13 protein-coding genes are annotated in these 19,299 nt (G+C 49.6%); 9 read left to right on the top strand and 4 right to left on the bottom strand.

What is annotated here, in order from left to right; genetic code table 11:
- The first annotated feature begins 259 nt into the window (after positions 1-259).
- A complete protein-coding gene (locus tag ACJ2PR_RS25195) occupies positions 260-841 on the top strand; it encodes a hypothetical protein (RefSeq protein ID WP_446879003.1) in 582 nt (193 codons plus the stop codon).
- A gap of 20 nt (positions 842-861) precedes the next feature.
- Here ACJ2PR_RS25195 and ACJ2PR_RS25190 read toward each other — a convergent pair whose 3' ends face one another.
- Positions 862-3,525: a CHAT domain-containing protein gene (locus ACJ2PR_RS25190; protein ID WP_446879002.1), complete on the bottom strand. Its 2,664-nt coding sequence runs from the start codon at positions 3,523-3,525 to the stop codon at positions 862-864.
- 798 nt (positions 3,526-4,323) lie between these two features.
- Here ACJ2PR_RS25190 and ACJ2PR_RS25185 point away from each other — a divergent pair.
- The 6 genes from ACJ2PR_RS25185 (at position 4,324) to ACJ2PR_RS25160 (ending at position 12,309) form a co-directional block, all read left to right on the top strand.
- Positions 4,324-6,507, top strand: a complete 2,184-nt coding sequence (locus ACJ2PR_RS25185; RefSeq protein WP_446879001.1) for a hypothetical protein — start codon at positions 4,324-4,326, stop codon at positions 6,505-6,507.
- 132 nt (positions 6,508-6,639) lie between these two features.
- A complete protein-coding gene (sodB, locus tag ACJ2PR_RS25180) occupies positions 6,640-7,242 on the top strand; it encodes a superoxide dismutase [Fe] (protein ID WP_446868816.1) in 603 nt (200 codons plus the stop codon).
- A 382-nt stretch (positions 7,243-7,624) separates the two neighbouring features.
- Positions 7,625-7,831, top strand: a complete 207-nt coding sequence (locus ACJ2PR_RS25175) for a hypothetical protein (protein ID WP_446860015.1) — start codon at positions 7,625-7,627, stop codon at positions 7,829-7,831.
- Positions 7,832-7,834: 3 nt separating this feature from the next.
- On the top strand, positions 7,835-10,000 hold the full coding sequence (gene ppk1, locus ACJ2PR_RS25170; protein WP_446879000.1) for a polyphosphate kinase 1: 2,166 nt from the start codon (positions 7,835-7,837) through the stop codon (positions 9,998-10,000).
- A gap of 694 nt (positions 10,001-10,694) precedes the next feature.
- Positions 10,695-11,684, top strand: a complete 990-nt coding sequence (locus ACJ2PR_RS25165) for a sigma-70 family RNA polymerase sigma factor (RefSeq protein ID WP_446860013.1) — start codon at positions 10,695-10,697, stop codon at positions 11,682-11,684.
- A gap of 217 nt (positions 11,685-11,901) precedes the next feature.
- Entirely contained in the window at positions 11,902-12,309 is a 408-nt protein-coding gene (locus tag ACJ2PR_RS25160; protein WP_446878999.1) for a response regulator, read from the top strand.
- Between the two features lie 945 nt (positions 12,310-13,254).
- On the opposite strand, the gene hemH is transcribed toward ACJ2PR_RS25160, so the two are convergent.
- Positions 13,255-14,418, bottom strand: coding sequence for a ferrochelatase (gene hemH / locus ACJ2PR_RS25155; RefSeq protein ID WP_446878998.1), 1,164 nt, complete (start codon positions 14,416-14,418; stop codon positions 13,255-13,257).
- A gap of 228 nt (positions 14,419-14,646) precedes the next feature.
- Between hemH and ACJ2PR_RS25150 the strand changes: the two genes are divergently transcribed.
- Both ACJ2PR_RS25150 and ACJ2PR_RS25145 read left to right on the top strand, forming a co-directional pair.
- Positions 14,647-15,843 carry a site-specific integrase gene (locus ACJ2PR_RS25150; RefSeq protein ID WP_446878997.1) on the top strand — a complete coding sequence of 399 codons (1,197 nt, stop codon included), beginning with the start codon at positions 14,647-14,649 and terminating at the stop codon, positions 15,841-15,843.
- Positions 15,844-16,155: 312 nt separating this feature from the next.
- Complete coding sequence (locus tag ACJ2PR_RS25145; RefSeq protein ID WP_446878996.1) at positions 16,156-16,836, top strand: class I SAM-dependent methyltransferase; 681 nt, start codon at positions 16,156-16,158, stop codon at positions 16,834-16,836.
- A gap of 116 nt (positions 16,837-16,952) precedes the next feature.
- On the opposite strand, the gene ACJ2PR_RS25140 is transcribed toward ACJ2PR_RS25145, so the two are convergent.
- Both ACJ2PR_RS25140 and ACJ2PR_RS25135 read right to left on the bottom strand, forming a co-directional pair.
- Complete coding sequence (locus ACJ2PR_RS25140) at positions 16,953-18,071, bottom strand: alpha/beta fold hydrolase (RefSeq protein WP_446878995.1); 1,119 nt, start codon at positions 18,069-18,071, stop codon at positions 16,953-16,955.
- Between the two features lie 32 nt (positions 18,072-18,103).
- On the bottom strand, positions 18,104-19,299 hold a 1,196-nt coding region (locus ACJ2PR_RS25135; protein WP_446878994.1), incomplete at its 5' end, for an L-dopachrome tautomerase-related protein.

The following is a 19,299-nucleotide window of genomic DNA, read 5'->3' as shown; positions in this document are numbered from 1 at the left end:
CCAACACAAAACAATTTGGCTGTAAGTTGACGCGATAGACTTCACCAATTCACCTGTATTTAAACAAAAAGGATTTGTATAAATTGTGAATTGACTTCTGTTTTTAATAGCGATTACAACAAAAATCAGTCCCTTCACGGCTCGGTTTACTTATGTCGTTAGATAGGTTTTCTTTCTAATAAATTAAGGAAAATTAGCTAAACAGGGAATTATTCAGTAAAATCTGTACGCATTGGATAAACAATTCCTTAAAATCGTTATGGTGAACCAACAGGGCACTGATCAGGGTGGCACTTCTTCGGCAGCCTCCCCTCGAAAACGACTCTCCACTCGAAAACAGCCTCCCTTCTGGCTAAGAATTTTAATCACATTCGCCGATCGACATCCCTTCTTGCTCTGGAGCGGAGTTTGGCTGCTGATGGTGTCGATGTCTTGGGCTGGCGTTAGAAGTTTGATTCATATCGATCTGGCAGAGGTCGAAACGCCACAGCCGCAACTGGCAGTCGAAACCCCTCAGCCCTCACAATCTCCTCAGTTTGAAGCCAAGCCTGCCTCTTCGTTTGGATTGTTAGCCGCGATCGCGCTGGGCTGTGGTGGCATGTCTTTCTTGCTGGCCAGACAACTGACCCCTAGCAAACCTCAACCGAGACTAGTGACCCGCCCAAAACCCCGTTCTACTATGCAGATCGCGACTCCTCAGAGGTCTACTCCTGCGGCCAGCCCTCAACCGATCGTGACTGTCGTTCCGACTGAGGAGGCGCATCCTTTAGACTGGGGCGATGCGAGTTTGGCGGACATGATGGACATTCGCAAACAAAAGTCGATTTCTTCGCTGATGTGAGGGTGACGACTTAAAGCGAACTACTTGATTGCCTGCAAGGATCTCCAGTCGGCGATCGCGGCTTCTGTCCAGAGCCAGTTTCGAGAGAGCGTGCCCGGTAAGAATTTGTCGGGGGCAGCTTTGTTGACGCGATCGCGTAGTTTGACCGCTTCCCCTCGAAGTCTAGCTTTTTGAGCAGGCGGCTGGCTGGGTGAAGATTTGAGAGAAGCCAGGGCCAACCCCGCATAGGCTGTCAGCATATCTTGAGAAGGTGCCCCATTCTTTTTCTGTTCTTCGCTCAACTTGAGGGACTGAAACCAGGCATCAGTTGCCCGTTGCAAATTTCCTTCTGCGTAGTAAGAAAAGCCCAGGGCATTGAAGTAGAGCGGATCAGCCTTGCCTTTGGTGGCGGTTTCCCAATAGCGGCGCGGATCTCCGGGATCGTAATTGCGGTTGCCACGAGCGATCGATTGCCAGGCGATTCTTCCTCTCAAAAAACTAATCGCGGGCGTGTCGAGTTGATTAGGCGGCACGGAAGCAAAGGCCGTTTCGGCAGCGGTGATGGCTCCGCGATCGAGCAACGCTTCTACACCCTCTTGTCCCAATCTCAAGTTGCCCTGACTAAAATTCTTGATAGCCAGTGCGGTTGCGTCGTTGGTTTCATCTCGACTGGGGTTCGCTGAATTGGCTGGAGTTTTGGGATTTTGGGTGAGCGCTTCCAGTTGGGGCAGCATCTCATTGGGTCGAGGATTTTTGGGCAAGAAGCGAGAGGCTCCCCAGATGCCAACGCCTAGAATGACGACGCTGGTCACGCCCACGATCGCCCACGATCGCTTGAACCCCCAAGATTTTTGCCGTGATGGAGCTTCTTGAGGGCGAGCAAAAATTCGATCGACGGGAGTTGATTGGGTCAGCGAATCGGTGGAGGCGATCGTCATTTCTGACCCGCCTGAGACTCCAGACTGGACGAGATTGCTGGGCTGAGGGGGATTGCTGGACTCAATCAGGTTAGTGGGCTGAGCATTGCTGGACGAGACGGAATTTTGACCAGGGAGATTATGAGCCACTTGGAGACGCTGCAAGTTGTGTCGAGCGCTTTCTAAAGTAGAGTCAAGCTCGACCGCCATCTCGTAAGCCACGATCGCCTGAGTAGTTCTACCGTAGTCTTCGAGGGCAATCCCCAAATAGTAGTAAGCCGGAGCCGAATTGGGATCAACCGCCAAGGCATCTCCAAAGGTCGCGATCGCCGCCGCTGTATCGCCCTGCTCATATAAAACTTGCCCCAGCGTGATCAGGTCTTCGGTGCTGTGAGAGGGTGCGCTGTTTGAAGAAGCCTGCTCATCTGGGAAAAGATCTTCACCTGGCTGAAAAGGATTTTGAGCGGGCGCTTCGGAGGGGCGAATCAGTTCTCCAAACATGTCTTCGACCGCTTTTTGGTCGTCTGGGTAGTCTGGGTCATTGAGATCAATTTCTCCGATAAAGTCCTCCGTCTCGGCTTCGTCCCACTCGTTGATCGGCGGTTGCAAATAGCCGTCAAAATCGGGATGCAGGTAGAGGATCGGCAATGCCCAATACAACTGATTGGAGCCATAAGACGAAAGTAATCCTTGTCTAGCGCGGCTGAGACTGAGATCGATGGGCGATCGCTGTTTGAGATTGCGATAAAACAGACGGCTCAAGGTCAAAGCTACATCATCAGGAATGCGTTCGGCCATCGCCAACACAGCGGGAACGCCTCGCTTTAAAAGCGCCTCGGTGAGATTTCCGGCATCGGCTTCTCGATTGGGATCGGAGGTCGCCGTATAAACGCCCCGACAGGAGTTAAAAACAGCCATGTGAATGCCATTGTTAACCAGCAAGCCCGCTAGATCGTCTCCACTCAACACTTCAGTCAGTCCTGTGCGATCGCTCACTAGATAGAGATCGCCGCCCGATGCGCCTAGATTGCTGTGCCCCGCGTAATGGAGAACTTGATAGCGACCTTGCTCGATCGCTTGGGTGAGTTGTTCGCGTCCAGGTTGTTCGAGAATCGTCAATTCGATGCCTGAGAGGGTGTCCTGCGCCTCTTTTTGAAGTTCTTGGTTGAGGTGATGAGCTTCTTCTTTGAGGGCCAGCACTTCTTGATCAGTGGGAGCCGCCAAAACCATGAGAATTCGTAGCGTCTGGCTCTGGTCGGGCGAGTGGGTGGGGGTTCTGAGCGGACGGGGCGAATGGAGAACCGTGGCCATCGAGGCAGAGGCCTGATAGCGAGAGAAAATGACATCAGTGCCCGTCGAAAGCGGACGATTGCCCGCGTGTAGCACTTCCCAGGGGAGGCGAGGCAGGAGATCCCCCTTTAAGCCGAGTCGCAGCCGCAGATCTTCTCGATGGTTGTGAGCAATGCCTTGAGCAATCACCCAGCTATCGCGAATCGTGCCCTGAAACAGAGAGTTGTAGAGGTTCTGCCCAAACTCTACCAGGCTCGAAGACAGCGTGGCACCATTTTCTGACCCCGATCGCGTGCGTTGACCCAATGAGATCAAGTTTCCTCTCAGCAGACCCAGCAGCGGATCGTGCATGAGTTGACCTGCTTGAGTCAGCCAGTCTTCGACCTTCCAGGTGACTAGCTCTTCGGCAAGCGGCACCCCGGTCGCGACTCGTTCTGTCCGAATCAGATATCCGTCTTCTCCAACGGGAGTTACAGAAATGTAGAATTCCTGAGTCACAACTACTCTCCAAGAAGACCTGGTTTACGTGTTTACTTCGTCAAGGCAAAAGTCTGTTCGCATCGACTCCTCAATTTCTCATTAACCGCTCCTTAAAGCGGCTGGTCAGGCAAGATCGGTATATTTGCGATCGAACTTTAGAGTTTCATCAAAATCCCCCGCTCTTAGAATGACAAACTTTGTTCCCATTCGCCGAGGAAATGTTGGGTATTACAGGGACTCAGTACAAATGACGTAGATGGCAAGCGTGTGTGCCGACCGTAAAGTAGAAATTTGAACTAAGTAAAAACACCCAAGTACCTTCGCGGTGAGACCGTTGAGGGTTAGTTACGCCCTGTCAGCCAGAAAAACCCAATGTGTCCGATTTACGTTATCGAAAGTTTAACTAATCTTGCCTTTATCTTTATGATTCCCCGATCGGTTAGTCCGGAGTACGTCCAGAATTGCGGCATTAAGGAGTGGTAGATGCACCCTGATTTATGGCCTCAGTCCATGCCTAGTGGATTGGGGCTTTTTTGCTTTAAACAGGATGCTCCTGATAGTGGGTTAACTGGACATTGGACGCTTGATATTGGGTAGAACCTCTAGCACTCCTCAAGCCACTGACACTCTCCTCACCCCTCACTCCTCACTCCTCACTCCTATCTTGAGCCTCAAAAGAGCTTCTTGCCATCCCTGCCGATCGACCCCCCAAGACTCACCCACAAGATAGATTAACAATTTGCTTCTGCCAACCAAAATGAGGACGGTTTTGCTATTGGTCGCAGAGCAAAATCTGCCATTTGAGAGGTGTTTGGAATGCTACCTTCTCTTGGATCACGTGAGAAAGCGCAGGCAGAGTTGCCGACTGAGACTAAAAGGGTGGCTCCGATCGGGCTATTCGCTTTTTTGTTGGGGATGTCGATTATTTTTGTAGCCGCCTATATCTCCCACGAACGGGCGTTTTATTGGTTTGATTACGTCACTTATGAATGGATTTTAGACAAACTAGCGGTTGCCCTACAAGCCTCACCCCTTCCAGCATTGAGGAGTGTCTGGAGATCAACGGGAAGCGATTATAGCGACTATCCGACGCTGTTGCTCTTACCGTTTCGTTGGGTATTTGGTGACTCGCGGTTGGTCTATATTCTCGGTGTTAGTGTGCTGTATTCTGTCCCGTTTGGATTTGTTTTGGGCGCGATCGCGACAAAGCTGATTCGGTCAGCAAATCCCAGAACGGTCTGGTGGTCGGGTGCATTGATTGCGATCGTCACGCCCTTATTTTGGGCCCCAACCCTGCGCGGATATGTGGATGCGGGGGCGGCGTTGCTAATCGCGATCGCGGTTTGGGTTTACTTGCAGGATGTCACGCTCAGATATCGCTGGCAGATTGGGGCGATCGGCTTTTTGCTTGGTTTCACGCCTTTGTTTCGGCGGCACTTTGCCTACGCAGGGATTGCTTTTTTTGCAGCGATGGTGATTCAGGCGGTGATCCGCTCTTTCACACTGCGGCAACAACCTCGTCAAGCCATTCGGATACTGATCGGCAACTTGACACAGATTGGATTGATTGGGCTGGTGAGTGTGGCAACGATCGCCATCTTGGGCAAACACTTTCTCCTGCGAGTGCTACATAACGATTTCACCAGTCTCTACGCTTCTTTTGAGGTGCCGCTGACTCAAGCTTTGCAGTTCTATGGTCTGTCGTTTGGGTGGGTTGCCTGGTTGCTGGCGGCTTTAGGATTTGCGGTTGGGCTAAAAATTCGTGTCCTGGCTCGCCCTGCTACGACCTTTATCCTTTTGTTTTACGGGATTTTGTGCCTGGTGTGGGTGGCCAAAGTCAGACAGTTGACGGTTCACTATACGCTTCACTTTACGCCGTTGGTGATTTTAGGGTTGATTGCGTTTGGCTGGACAGTTTGGCTAACGCTCAGTCGATCGCTGCGACGAATCGGATTGGCTCTTTTTGTGACTTATCTCAGCCTCAATGCGCTGATGGGTCTCGCCCCCGTCGATTTTCTAGATCAAACCCCCCTGCGGCCGACTCGCTTTGGCATGACTATTTTGCCAGAAACGATCGGTGCGCCTCTGAGCGAATTGTTTGCGGCTAATAATCCACCCCTGCGACGATCGGACTACGCTGAAATTGCCCGACTGATCGGCGACCTTCGCAGCAAAACGCCCAATGGTGAGCCGATTTATGTGGGTGAGTCTTCCTCCATCATCAATCCGACGCTGCTAATGAGTGCAGAAACAATTTTGCACCACCAAAAGTCGCTCAATTTCTTGTCGCTGCAAGACGTTGACTCGCGAGACAGCTACCCGCTCAAAGAGTTTTTGCAAGCCGATTACATCGCGGTAGCAACGCCTTTTCAATACAATATTCGCCCCGAAGATCAGGACTTGGTAAGGCTGGTGGGGCGGGTTTTCTCTGAAGATTGGCAGATCGCTCAAGACTTCAAGCAGCTTCCAGAAACCTATCAGCTAGAGAAACAGGTTAAGGTTAACCTTTATCAGCGTCAGCGATCGACCTCACTCAACACCGCGATCGCCACCTTTGAGACCATGAAAGCCTTTATGGGATCTCGCCCCGGCGGGCAACTTGATTGGATCGTCACCAGCAGAATCCCAGGCTACTACCTGTGGGGAATGAACGGCGTTTACAACCTCAAAACCAATCCACTGCGACCGACCCGATCGAGTGGGTTTCTCTATATCAATCCTTTGCCAAAATCGAGCGCTCAACTCACTGGGCAAATTGTGTATGACGATCGTCAGTGTCCCGGTATAGAAATTAGGCTGAGTGGAGTCGATCGCAGCGCTCAGACTATCCAGATTGCAAAACTTGATCATGGGCCAGCCGCCTCTTCCAATTTCTCGCTGTCCATCCCCACTCAAAACGCAGACTACTTATTACTAGAACTCAACAACAAAAGCGCGACCCCTGAAGATTTGAAGCGATGCACCGTTACTGCGAGTTCGCTCCAGGTTTCTTCTAACTGATGGTAGAATTTCGGTATTAAGTTATGTTTCTGCCGATTTTTATTCACAATGCGGTCAGAGGCGAGCTTGATTGAGTGCGAAGATGATTCCATTCGTTTGAGCCAAAAACAGACTAGGAGAGGATAGAACACTATGGCATTCACACAGCCCCCTTTACCCTTCGCCAAAGATGCGCTTGAGCCATTTGGCATGAAAGCCGAAACCTTTGACTACCACTATGGCAAGCACCACGCCGCCTACGTGACCAACCTCAACAATCTGACCAAAGACACCGAGTTGGCAGACAAATCCCTCGAAGACGTGATTAGAATCACCTTCAAAGATCCGGCAAAGGTTGGCGTTTTTAACAACGCGGCCCAAGTCTGGAACCACACCTTCTTCTGGAACTGTCTGTCTGCGGATGGCGGCGGCGCTCCGACTGGGGAACTGGCTGCCAAGATCGAGGCCGCTTTTGGAAGCTACGAAAAGTTTAGAGAAGAGTTCAAAAATGCGGCTGCGACCCAATTTGGTAGCGGTTGGGCCTGGCTGGTTGAAGAAGCCGGAACGCTGAAAGTCGTCAAAACCCCCAATGCTGAAAATCCTTTGGCAAACGGGCAAAAAGCCCTTCTCACTCTCGACGTGTGGGAACATGCTTACTACCTCGATTTTCAAAATGCTCGTCCTGCGTTTATCGACAACTTCTTAGACAAGCTGGTTAACTGGAACTTTGTTTCCCAAAATCTGGCGACCGCTTAGTCAACAGTTCATTGATCAAGCAATTCATCAAACAATTGATCGGACAGTTGAGCAAACTATCCAAAATTATTGAGACAGTCGCGATCGCGGGGCTGTTTTTTTTATCAAGTTTGACGTGAGAGAGACGCATTGAGAGAGCGATCGCGATAGGGTATAGACACATTGGCGTTGCTGGTTGGAGGGATGACTCTGTGGGAAGTGTCCATCTTTTCGCCCCCTAAATCCCCAAAATTGGGGGACTTTGAACCTTGGGGTTCCCGCCGCTTCGGGGCAATTCCTCCCCTGATTCAGCAACGCCGACACATTTAGCACTCAATGTTTTCGCCTTGACTCGACGGTTCTTAAACCTGCCTTAATCCTCACCCCTTACGCTCTAGTCTGTATGGATAGCAACGACTTGGCACGCTACCTCGAAGCGACTGACGGCATCTCAAAACCGTGGCTTTTGGCTCAACTGCGATTGGCAAAGCTTAAAGAACAACGAGAGAGCCTTTCTCCCCAAGATTACGAAAACAGACTGGCAGACATCCACCAAGACCTGATGAATTTGGGCGAATGGTGGAACGGTATTGAAGACGAGGTTTTTTAAGACATGCGGCGGCAAAAAAAAACGACGGACGTAAATCTCACCGATCCTCAAAACTATTTCAACCGTGAGATGAGTTGGCTGGAGTTTAACAATCGGGTGCTACATGAGGCGTTTGATCCCCGAACTCCCCTGCTAGAGCGGCTCAAGTTCATGGCGATCTTTACTTCTAACCTGGACGAGTATTTTATGGTTAGAGTTGCCGCCCTCAAAGAGCAAGTAGAGGCAGAAGTCCGCAAACTCAGCGCTGACGGACGCACCCCCCAAGAACAGTTACAACTGATCAATGAACGGCTGCGCCCAATGGTGATCAAGCAGCACCGTCATTTTGAGCAAGCCCTGCGTCCTCAACTCGCCGATCAGGGCGTTTATCTGCTGGACTATATTGATCTCAGTCAAGAACAGCGCAGCTATCTAAAAGAGTACTTTGACGAACAGGTGTTTCCGGTCTTGACTCCGTTGGCGATCGACCCCAGTCACCCCTTCCCCTACATTTCAAATCTCAGCCTCAATCTGGCAGTCGTTGTCAAAGATGGCTCAACAGGCGAAGAATTGTTTGCCAGAGTCAAAGTTCCTAAAGTGCTGCCTCGGTTTATTTCATTGCCGTTAGAAACTCAAGATCTGCCTGTCTCGGCTCCCAAAACTCGTCCGGCTGTTTGGGCAGGTGTTCCTTTAGAGCAGGTGATTGCCCACAATCTTGATCCGTTGTTTCCTGGCATGGAGATCACGGAATATCATCCTTTTCGGATTACGCGCAACGCGGATTTGGATGTCGAAGAAGATGAAGCGGATGATCTGATGTTGGCGATCGAGCAAGAACTTCGCAAGCGGCGATTTGGGGGGTCGATCGTGCGCGTCGAAGTCCATTCCTCAATGCCCGAAAACATTCGTGAGATGTTGGTGCGGGAGATGGAACTGACCCAAACTGATGTTTACGAAATCGATGGGTTGCTCTGTCTGCGAGATTTGTTTTCGTTTGGGTCGTTGCCGCTTCCCGAACTCAAAGATCCGCCCTGGAGTCCGGTTATGCCGCCTCGCCTCAGACGGGTCAACGAAACCGATATTGAAGATTTAGGCAAAGATGGTGAAGAAGATTTTTTCTCGGTGATTCGCAAGCAAGACTTGATGGTGCACCACCCTTACGATTCGTTTTCTCGCAGTGTGCAGCGATTTATCACCGAGGCGGTCTACGATCCCAATGTGCTGGCGATCAAAATGACGCTCTATCGGACTTCTGGAGACTCGCCGATCGTCAATGCCCTGATCACCGCCGCCGAAAACGATAAGCAAGTCGCCGTCCTGGTTGAATTAAAAGCGCGATTTGACGAAGAAAACAACATCAACTGGGCCCGCAAGCTCGAAGATGTGGGCGTTCATGTCGTCTACGGACTGGTCGGACTCAAAACTCATACCAAACTGGTGCTGATTGTTCGTCGAGAAGAAGGCAAAATTCGCCGCTACGTCCACATTGGCACAGGCAACTACAACCCCAAAACCGCCCGCCTCTATACTGACATGGGTATCTTTAGCTGTCGAGATGATCTCGGTGCTGACCTAACGGAGTTATTCAATTTTCTCACCGGATACTCTCGCCAAAAATCTTACCGCAAACTTTTGGTCGCTCCGGTAGACCTGCGCGATCGCATGGTGGCCCTGATCGAGCGCGAAATCGAACACCAGCGCAACGGCGGACAGGGGCGCATCGTCGCCAAAATGAATGCCCTCGTCGATCCAAAACTGATTCAAACGCTGTATCAAGCCTCACAAGCGGGCGTTCAGATCGATCTGATCGTGCGGGGGATCTGCTGTCTGCGTCCCGGACTCAAAGCCATCAGCGAAAACATTCGAGTCATCAGCATCGTCGGACGATTTTTAGAACACTCTCGCATTTTCTACTTCAACAACAACGGTGAGGATGAATTGTTTATTGGCAGTGCCGACTGGATGCCCCGCAATCTCGATCGCCGAGTCGAGGCCGTTGTGCAAGTCGAAGATGCCAACATTGCCAAAGACCTGCAAGAAATTTTGGGCATCATGCTGGCCGACAATCGTCACGCCTGGGATTTGCAGCCCGACGGACACTATCTCCAGCGTCGCCCCGCCAATGGGACACCAGAGCAAAATTCTCAAAAAATCTTTATGGAGATGGCCCAGCAGGGAAATGAAGGATAACTTCGTTCTACTTCGCGATGAAAAATGAAGTGGTTTTGAGCGATCGCAATCACTTCTTTTAATGTGTAACTTAATGAGCGACTTCAAACCTATGTCTCCCTTTCTTGAGCTTGAAGGAGCTAGGGAAAGCTTAACGTGAGGCGGCAGAGTGAAGTGATCTTTCCAATCCTCCTTAAAAGAGGGGACTTAACGAAGTCGCACATCGCAATTACTTGATTACTTGGTAGGCATATCGTTATTCTCGAAGGCTGGGAAACGGGTTTCTGAGTAGATTCCTTAACCCGTTGCTTTTGCTTGCCGACTTCTAAGCTTACAGAAATATAAAGGTTTGAAAAAAACTGCTCAAATCTGAGGTTTGGGGAGATAATCGCGTTTGCGATCGACAAAAAACCAAAACTGCGCTATAACCGTGACTAATTGTTGAGGGACGAAATCTTAATCCTAAAAAGAGAGGCACAAAGACAAAAATCGTTTAATATACCGTTTTTAACCACCCTTGTTTCTTCCGTAGACCTACGGATATTTCACTTTAGAAAGCAGCAATTTTGGTTAATAAACAAAAAATAGCAATCGAGAAGAAGAAAGAAACAAAAAAATCTGTTTTTCTCGAAAAAATGTGAACAAAGTCCGTGAATTGAGCTAAAGTTGGAAGCAAATTTTTGCTCGAAACGTTGCAACCTTGGCATGACCTACAATGACAACTAAATTACCTGCTGACTCCTTTCCGATCGACGCGGTTGCTATCGAACCCAATATCGACTTAACTGAGTTGGAAGCCATAGATAATGAAGAGTTGACCCCCGAAAATCTTGCTCGATCAGTCAAGGGCAAAACCAGTGATTATCTCGGTCTTTCTGATGACTCAGTTGGCATATTTTTGCGAGAAATGGCTCGTTATCCCCTGCTCACCCAAGCACAAGAAATCGAGCTTGCTAGAGAAATTGCAAAAGGAGGGGTCGTCGGAGAGCAAGCTAAACGAAGACTCGTTCGGGCAAATCTTCGACTAGTCGTTTCTATTGCTAAGAAATATCTCAATCGAGGCGTTCCTTTTCTCGATTTAATTCAAGAAGGAGCTATGGGCTTGATGCGTGCGGCTGAGAAATTTGACTATGAACGGGGCTACAAATTCTCAACTTACGCCTACTGGTGGATTCGTCAGGGCATCACACGGGCGATCGCCTCTCAGTCTCGCACGGTTCGCCTCCCCGTCCACATGGTCGAAAAGCTCAATCAAGTCCGCAAAGTCCGTCAAACCCTTTCTCAGACGCTAGGCAGAAAGCCCACCAAGCAAGAACTCGCCGCAGCCTTGGACATGGAAGAAGACAAGCTAGAGCAAGTCTTAGACGTAAGTCAGCGCACTTTATCGCTCCACGCCTGGGTCGGACGCGACGAAGACACAGAACTAATGCAACTCATCGAAGACTCAGACAACGTAGCGCCCAATGTTTGTCTTGACCACAAGCTGCTGTGCGATCGCCTCAATTCAGTTTTAGATCACCTGAGCGATCGCGAACGAGAAATTATCAAGCTGCGATTTGGTCTCACTGACGGTCAACACTACACCCTCACTGAAATCGGCGAACTCTATCATCTATCTCGCGAACGGGTGCGGCAGATTCAAGCCAAAGCTATGCGAAAACTGCGCCATCCGAGAAGACAGGCATTGCTCAAAGATTGGATGTAGCGATCAAGTGAGGCGATCAAAGAGACTGCCAAAAGATCACCCAATTGAGAAGTGAATGTCCAACACTCACCCTCTCATTTCGCCCTGTTTAGTCAATTCTCTTTGATCCCGTTCTCTGTCTTCTTAAAGACAATTTGGTTAATCCCTATGGTAGAGGTTTGCAAAGCGTCTCAACGGTTACACTTCATCTAGGTATAAAAGTATGTGACCAGAGTAAATGCTGTCTTGTGAGCGTCTAGTGTTGCGTGTTTTAGTTGTTGATGATCATGAATTGACTCGATACAGCCTGAAACTTGCCCTCAAGAATCAGGAGGGGATTGAGCTTGTCGGTTTAGCCAGCAACGGAAAAGAAGCCGTTGAAATGGCCAGGCGTTACTCTCCAGATGTGATCATTCTGGATCTTCAGATGCCTATTATGGATGGTCTAAGTGCCTCGACGCAGATCAAAAGTACCCATCCAACGACTCAGATTCTGGCCTACTCATCTCTAGAAGACCCCCAGACCGAAGTCATGCTACAGACTGCTAAAGTGGATGCCTTTTGTAAGAAGGACACCGCCATGCAGGATCTCATTAAAATGGTCAATCACCTGGGTCAAAATAAGACCCAAAACGACGCTAGCTAAAAACAAGGACGACAGTCTTAGTGAGAGCTAGTTAGTTTTACAGAGCAATCTTCAGAAGTCAGGAATACTCGCTTGAGTTGCTTGATCTTGAGTTAATTCTTTTGTGTATGGTTTCTGTGCATAGTTTCAATCCTCGACTCAGATATCTTTCAAAAAGATAAGAGAACGAGGCTGATTGACTAACAAATCTTTTCAGGTAGGTTGGGTCGAACCTGGTGAAACCCAACGTTAGCAACGGTAGAAAGGCTGCTGTTGGGTTTCGAGTTGCTCAACACCAACCTACGAAGAATCGAGGGTTTCAGGAGTTTTGTCATTCAACCAGGAGAACGAGGGTAATTTTGAGTATTTGTGACCGTCGGAAGCTATTCTCACAAAAGAAGTTACCAAGGGTAAGGTAGACAATGCCCACGTTGCGATCGCGCCTCTACGACGTTTAATTTAACGTGAATTCGATGAGAGCTTTTCCACTTCGTTGTTCACGGCTTTTGCCCCTCAAGCTGCCAATTTTGGGGGACTTCAAGAGAGGAGTTCTGGTTCAAAGTCCCTCACTCGTGGGGGATTTAGGGGGCGTTCCTGGAGCTAAAAGCGAAGCGTTCATCGAACTGACGTTTAGTTTAAAGGCCTTTTTGAACAAAAATCTTTTACCCCAATTTCTCAGAGATAGGACTTACGCATTGACAGAAAATCCAAGATAGGAGGTATGGTTTTCAGCCCTTTGAGCATGATTTTTCTGCTTCCTATCTAGCGATCTCAGCCCGCAAAGGGCAGTTTTTAAAGGCCCACACTAACGCAGATACGTTACCCCACACAATGGCTCTCTTGTACAGTGCGTAAGTCCTAAGAGAGATGTCCGCTTTATTGATCCCCCAAAAAAAGGGAAGCTCAAGACAAGAATTCCTGCAAAAAGTCTAAATTAGCCAGAAGCAAAGTTAATTTGTGCCTAATCTACATCAACCCGAAGGCGTGAAGTGGGCCACGCCCCAACAGCATTTCTAAAATCAACGCTAGCAGACCGATCATGGCTACTCGTCCATTCCAGACCTCAGCAGAAGTCGTCAGCCCCCATTCCCAGTTTTCTTGAGGATACATCTTGGTTCCCTTGTCGGGGCGAATCACCTCTTCAAACTTTACCGCAGGCGAATTGAGCGCATCGACCACCATTTCGGCCAAGTCGTTGATAAAGACTGGGTGCGTGTTGAGCGCCTGAACTCGATGGAAGCCTTCAATTCCTGCTTCTTCAGCGATTTCTCGATATTCCATGTCGATCTCTTGCAGTGTCTCAATATGCTCAGAAACAAAGCTGATCGGTACAACCACCAAGTCCTCAACGCCTTGAGCAGCCAGATCTTCGATCGCATCCTCAGTGTAAGGTTTTAGCCATTCGACCGGCCCGACTCGACTTTGATAAGCCAGCGTGTGAGGATTGGGGCGATTTAGAGTCTGCATGATTAGCTCAGTGCAATTCTCAATTTCTTGCTGATAGGGGTCGCCTGCTTCTTCGACGTAGCTGACTGGCACACCGTGAGCGCTAAAGAAAATGTGAGCGTGATCAGGGTTGGGCAACTGATCTAACTGTTGGGCAATCAAGTCTGCCATCGCTTGCAAATAACCCGGACGATCGTACCAGGATGGAATCACCGTGTATTCGACCTGATCGAGAACGGGATCGCTGCGCCATAGATCTTCGAGCAATCGGAAGCTAGACCCACTGGTACTAATCGAGAAGTGAGGATAGAGCGGCAAAACCACCAGTTGATCTACGCCATCGCGTTTGATGCGAGCGATCGCTTCTTCGGTAAACGGGTGCCAGTAGCGCATTGCGATATAGACGCTGACATCCTGCCCGTGGTGGCGCAACTGTTCTTGAAGGGCTTGCGCTTGCTCTTCAGTGATGCGCTTTAGAGGAGACCCACCGCCGATTTGCTTGTAGTTATTTTGAGATTTTTTGGCACGAGAGGTCGAAATCAACCACGCCAGAGGACTTTGTAGCCACGGGAAGGGCAGACGAATGATTTCTGGGTCAGAAAATAGATTGTACAAAAAGGGGCGGACATCTTCCAGGCGATCCGGCCCTCCTAAATTGAGCAATAGAACTCCTACTCGACCCATAGCTACAAAAATCCCTTCAGTTCTCAGCTTTGTTACTGATTTTAACAATAAAATCTTCATGAGTTTGAAGAAAGTATTACGAATCCGCCCTTAGAGTGATTTGAGGGTGCAAACTCGCTATAAATTTCAGATCTCATTGAGAATTTGTTGCAATTATAGGGCCGTGCAGCAAGACGATCGCAAGCTGCTACTATCAACAAACGTTAAGGAGTCTCAGGTTAGTCAGCGATGGATGCGGGTTTTGAAGCGGTGGACGCAGCGATCGTTCAAATTAATCAGCGGCTCAAAGCTGCTCGACTGGGCGTACAGATTGAGCGTCGCAGCACTAAATTAAATCTCAGGGCGACGCTGCCGCCGCGTCCAGACAGCCCTCGCGTGAATCCTTACCAACAGCGCCTCAGTCTGGGCTTGCCTGCGACCAAAGCCGGACTCAAACAAGCCGAACAAGAAGCCAAGGTGATTGCGGCGCAACTGATTCAAAGCAGCTTTGACTGGAAAACTCATCGCACCTTTGCGGGGGGAAAGCGTCTCAGCCAAATGGATTTCGCCGAACAGCTTCAAGCCTTTGAGCAAGATTTTTTTAGTCAGAGCGATCGCCTCAAAAATCCCGCTTCGACCAAAACCACCTGGAATTGTGCCTATGCGCCCTATCTTAAAAAATTGGCAACGATCGCTCAGAGTAATGGACAACTGACGATCGCAGAAGCCATCTACAAAACCGTTGACTCGACGGGGATCAATTCTCGCAGTCGGCAGGTCTGCTGTACGGCTCTAAATGCGCTGGCTGAGTTTCTCAATTTGGAGCTGCCCAAAGATCTCAAAACCCTGTGGGGCGGCTATGGTGCCAGTGAAATGCAGTTTCGCCAGTTGCCCACCGATGAAGAAATTTTGGCGATTTGGGAGACGATTCCTAATCCTGCGTGGCAGTTTGTCTATGGGGTGATGGCCACCTACGGCTTGAGAAATCACGAGGTCTTTTTCTGCGACTTTTCTGCACTTAAGGGCGACGAAACCAGAGTGCAGGTTTTGTCCACTACCAAAACGGGAAGTCATGAAGTCTGGGCGTTTTACCCGGAGTGGATCGAGGAATTTGATTTGCAGACGGTGAAATTGCCAGCGATCGAGACTGACTTAACCAAGACCACACTTCAGGTCATTGGGCAGCGGGTGACGGCTCAGTTTCGTCGCTATCAGGTGCCGTTTTCTCCCTACGATTTGCGCCACGCCTGGGCGGTGAGAACGATTCACTTTGGTCTGCCGGATACGGTTGCCGCTCGAATGATGGGGCACTCAGTGGCCGTTCACACGCGCACTTATCACCAGTGGATTTCTCGCCGAGATCAACAGCAGGCAGTGGAGACAGCGTTGCAGCGGAGTGGAGCGATCGCGCCTCGGAAGGGGAGGAGGGAGGAGGGAGGAGGTTAGAAATGGGGTTTGGGTTCTAGAGTTAGAGAATGGTTGGAAATTTGTCGTTTGTTGCAACACTCGCCCGTGAATAGAATCCGGGCTAACGGTGCAAACTCCGTTGAAACGGACTAGAAGAACTGAAACGGCTCCTAAGTCCCTTCAGTGGACTTTCTCTTACTAGCCCGTACTTCCAGGGCAGGGCGGGACAGCATCGAAGCCAAGAAATTGTCTACGTTCTCCCCAACCTAACGAAGCACCAACTCAAACTGTTCCCTTTCATCCCTCATCTCTCATCCCTCCTCCCTCATTCCTCCTCCCTCATCCCTCCAAATGGCTACTATTCTCCGCGATTTAAGTTATCAATATCAGTGGTTATATGATGGCATCTCTCGTTTGGCAGCGCTGTCTGTAGGCGGAGAACGTCGGTTTCGACAATTGGCTTTAGAGGGGTTAGACATTGGCCCAGATTCAAAAGTGCTGGATCTGTGTTGTGGAAGTGGCCAAACAACGCAATTTTTGGTGAAACGACCCCTTGCGGGTAACTCGAAGAGATCGCACCACGTCACTGGATTAGATGCCTCGCCACTTTCAATTAAACGGGCCAAACAAAACGTTCCTCAAGCGGACTATATTGAGGCGTTTGCTGAAAAAATTCCGTTACCAGACAATCAATTTGATGTAGTTCACACCAGTGCCGCGATGCACGAGATGGAGCCTGAACAATTGCAGCAAATTTTGCAAGAAGTCTATCGAGTTCTCAAGCCGGGTGGCTATTTTGCGATGGTCGATTTTCATCGACCAACCAACCCGATTTTTGTGCCGGGGTTAGCCATATTCTTCTGGCTATTTGAAACAGAAACTGCCTGGAAGTTTCTCAAAACAGATCTAGTTCAATTGTTGAGTGAGATTGGATTTGAGGTGGGCGATTCCTCTGGAGTTGCGCCCGGCGCTAATCGCTCTCTTCACGCTGGGGGCAGTCTGCAAGTGATTCAAGCTCAAAAAACCAGCTAAGGAGACGCTTTAAAACACAGCCATCCAAGCGGGCTGCCTGAATTGGTAACCGCAGCGAAAGGTTTCATCGAATTCACGCTAATAAGTTATTTTGTTTGAGCGATCGCTCGATTGTATTACCGTGCCAGAAATTTTAGCAACGCTTGATTAACTTGCTCTGGCGCTTCATGATGAGGAATATGACCCACGCCCGAAAGCTCTACCAGAGTACTACGAGAAATTGCCTGTGCAGCAAAGCGACCGAGTTCTGGAAAATTGCCCATTGTCGCTGCAACCTCCTGACTAACATAAGCTCGACCGAGAGCAATCCGGTCTTCCAAGCCAATAATCAGGAGTGTGGGTTGTTTCAGCACAGATAATTCGTAGCGAATCGGTTCTCGATAAATCATCTGCCAAGATCGAGCCATTGCCCGTGTCCATCGACTGTATTCTGCACTTTGAGCCAAACGCACACGAGTTTGAACAAAGCGTTGATCTCGTTCCGTTACCCACGTTTTAACGAAGTTGCGTAGGAAGCGTTCGATGGCCGCTGGGTCGCTCAGAGATTCATCCTGCTGCAATCGTTCGATCGTTTGAGGCGGCACTTTTAATCGATAATCTTCCAACCCGACAGGGGTTTCTAACACAACTCGTTGGACGCGCTTTGGAAATAGCCGCGCCAGGCGCACTGCTAACATTCCACCCATTGAGTGTCCCATAACCTCTATAGGTTGAATGTTCAGCGCGTCGAGAAGCTGTATCGTGTTCGTCGCCAGCATATCAAAGCTGTAATCTACATCAGGTTTGCTAGATTTACCAAATCCGATTTGATCAGGTACAATCACGCGATACCCTGCGGCAGACAGCGCTTGGATTGTGGGCCGCCAATAGTTTCCCGAAAAGTTTCGTCCATGTAAGAGGAGAGCCGTTCGGCCATTCGCCTGAGCGCCAGGCCGGATATCCATATAGCCCATGCGAACAGGCTCCCCTTCCACAGTTAAGCTCAAAAACTGAACAGGGTAGGGGTAGGGTAGTCCTTCCAGGGCAATGCCCAGAGCCTCGGTTGAAGAATTGAGTTGCCAGAGAGAATTGCTAGGAGTCTGAGCGATTGTGGGCAACGGGTGGATCAGCCCGATCACAATCCAGATCGAACCAAGCACCAATCCGCTACATAGAATGAATTTCCCCAGTAATCGCCAAAATAATCGCCACCGAGCGATCGCAGTCTGCTGCATTTTCAGCTTCACCCATTGCATTGAGCTTTCTCCCATTAAGTTGGTGGCTAGGTTTATCGTCCAGGCTGTCCTTTTGTCCCAGTCCACACGCGCGCAATCAGATAGGGAGGCCGTCCAGCATCCGCTTTGCCCGTAAAGATTGAACTGCGATGCAGTTGATTGACGGCAACGTATAGCCAAGAATCTGGGCCAAAGCGAACATTATCGGGAAACAGAAAGCGCTTATCTTGCACTAACCGAGTCAGCTTGCCGTCTTTGTGTAAAACATCGATCGCACTATCGCGTAAGTTCGTAATAAAGTGGTTCCCTTCTGCATCGGTGCTGATGCCGTCTGAGACAGGCTTTTTGCCAGCTACTTGAATCGCTTGACCAATCTGAGCGTTGGTTGCTCCTTCTCGAAACAGTCGAGCAGGCACTGAGTACAATGTCTCGCCATTCATTGCGCCGTAATAGATTGTTTCGCCATCGGCAGAGAGCGTAATCGGATTGATTGGGACTCGTGCATTTTGCATTTTGCCATCGGCTCCGGGAAACTTTAGCGTCTGCCCTTCTACAACTAAATCCACATTCTCAGCATTGAGTGAGGGGTGATTGGTAAAGCGCTGTGCTGTTTTGTTGTTGATATTGACGACGACGATCGCAGGAGTCGAACCACAATCTGCGATATAGACAAACCCACGTTCTGCATCGACTGCTAAATCCTGCATGATGCCACCTCGCGGGCCAATTTCCTCTGGAAAATCCAGGCGAAATACCTCCTGCCGCGTGTTGATGTCAAAGGCAACTAATTTTGGTTGCTGTGGTTTGCCATTGTTTGGCATCCAATTGCCGTGATCAGTTACCCACAGGCGATTTTTGGAGTCGATCGCGACACCATGAGCTGTGTTCAATACATTCACGCCACTGCCTGGTTTAGCATTCCATTCTTTGTTCGGAAAGGCTTTCCAGTTATTCTTACCTGGTTTGATCTCGATTAATTGAGCCGCACCGCGCCGCATTCCATGAACGCTTGCAAACATTCGCCCATCGCTTGATGCAGTAACGTTTCCAGGAGTAATGTCCAATTCTGCGACAACTTCAACTTGTCCGATAGGCGGAGAGGCAGATGGAGATGTTTGAGCAACAGGCGTTATGACTGGAAATATTGAGGATTGCTGCGTTGGGTTTGCCATAGAGCAAGCAGAAGCAATCAGAGTTGCTGTAGGCAGAAGGGTGAGAATAAATATTGAGGTTTGTTGCACGAGTAAGC

Source organism: Phormidesmis sp. 146-33 (assembly GCF_052939515.1).
The sequence above is the reverse complement of the archived record's forward strand: the minus strand, read 5'-3'. Positions and strand labels throughout refer to the sequence as shown.

What these genes read in the sequence shown, in the direction of transcription:
- sodB (WP_446868816.1), top strand. Translation starts at nt 6,640, where the DNA reads ATGGCATTCACACAGCCCCCTTTACCCTTCGCCAAAGATGCGCTTGAG.
- ACJ2PR_RS25160 (WP_446878999.1), top strand. Translation starts at nt 11,902, where the DNA reads ATGCTGTCTTGTGAGCGTCTAGTGTTGCGTGTTTTAGTTGTTGATGAT.
- ACJ2PR_RS25185 (WP_446879001.1), top strand. Translation starts at nt 4,324, where the DNA reads ATGCTACCTTCTCTTGGATCACGTGAGAAAGCGCAGGCAGAGTTGCCG.
- ppk1 (WP_446879000.1), top strand. Translation starts at nt 7,835, where the DNA reads ATGCGGCGGCAAAAAAAAACGACGGACGTAAATCTCACCGATCCTCAA.
- ACJ2PR_RS25165 (WP_446860013.1), top strand. Translation starts at nt 10,695, where the DNA reads ATGACAACTAAATTACCTGCTGACTCCTTTCCGATCGACGCGGTTGCT.
- ACJ2PR_RS25150 (WP_446878997.1), top strand. Translation starts at nt 14,647, where the DNA reads ATGGATGCGGGTTTTGAAGCGGTGGACGCAGCGATCGTTCAAATTAAT.
- ACJ2PR_RS25195 (WP_446879003.1), top strand. Translation starts at nt 260, where the DNA reads ATGGTGAACCAACAGGGCACTGATCAGGGTGGCACTTCTTCGGCAGCC.
- ACJ2PR_RS25140 (WP_446878995.1), bottom strand. Translation starts at nt 18,071, where the DNA reads ATGCAATGGGTGAAGCTGAAAATGCAGCAGACTGCGATCGCTCGGTGG.
- hemH (WP_446878998.1), bottom strand. Translation starts at nt 14,418, where the DNA reads ATGGGTCGAGTAGGAGTTCTATTGCTCAATTTAGGAGGGCCGGATCGC.
- ACJ2PR_RS25145 (WP_446878996.1), top strand. Translation starts at nt 16,156, where the DNA reads ATGGCTACTATTCTCCGCGATTTAAGTTATCAATATCAGTGGTTATAT.
- ACJ2PR_RS25175 (WP_446860015.1), top strand. Translation starts at nt 7,625, where the DNA reads ATGGATAGCAACGACTTGGCACGCTACCTCGAAGCGACTGACGGCATC.